The organism is Bowmanella yangjiangensis (assembly GCF_017255015.1).
GTDB lineage: Bacteria > Pseudomonadota > Gammaproteobacteria > Enterobacterales > Alteromonadaceae > Bowmanella > Bowmanella yangjiangensis.
Genome location: NZ_JAFKCS010000699.1, coordinates 1 through 379, shown reverse-complemented (window position 1 = coordinate 379; position 379 = coordinate 1). Strand labels below are relative to the sequence as shown.

Genomic DNA, 379 nt, shown 5'->3' with positions numbered 1-379 from the left:
CAACCCGTCGGCCGAATACCTGGCGACCACCGGCAGCGGTGTTTCGGACGCGACCTCGGGCCTCGATCCGGAGAAGAACAAGACCTGGGAGCTGGGTACCAAGTGGGAACTGCTCGACCGTCGCCTGGAGCTGGATGCGGCGATTTTCCGGGTAGAAAAGACCAATGCCCGCGAAACCATGGCTGACGGCAGCACCCAGCTGGCAGGCAAGCAGCGCGTCGAAGGGATCGAGGTGGGGCTGACCGGCCATGTCACCGAGCGCTGGGACGTGTTCGCCAACTACACCGTACTCAGCAGCGAGACCCTCGAAGCGGCCGACACTGCCGCCGGTATTGCCCGCGAGGGTCAGGCCCTGGCCAACACGCCGCCGCGTTCGTTC

Annotated in this window: 1 protein-coding gene; it reads left to right on the top strand. The window is 65.7% G+C overall.

Going from position 1 to position 379, the window contains the following annotated elements:
• The coding region (locus J0A65_RS26315) for a TonB-dependent receptor domain-containing protein (protein WP_206597130.1) at positions 1-379 on the top strand (379 nt) is incomplete at both ends.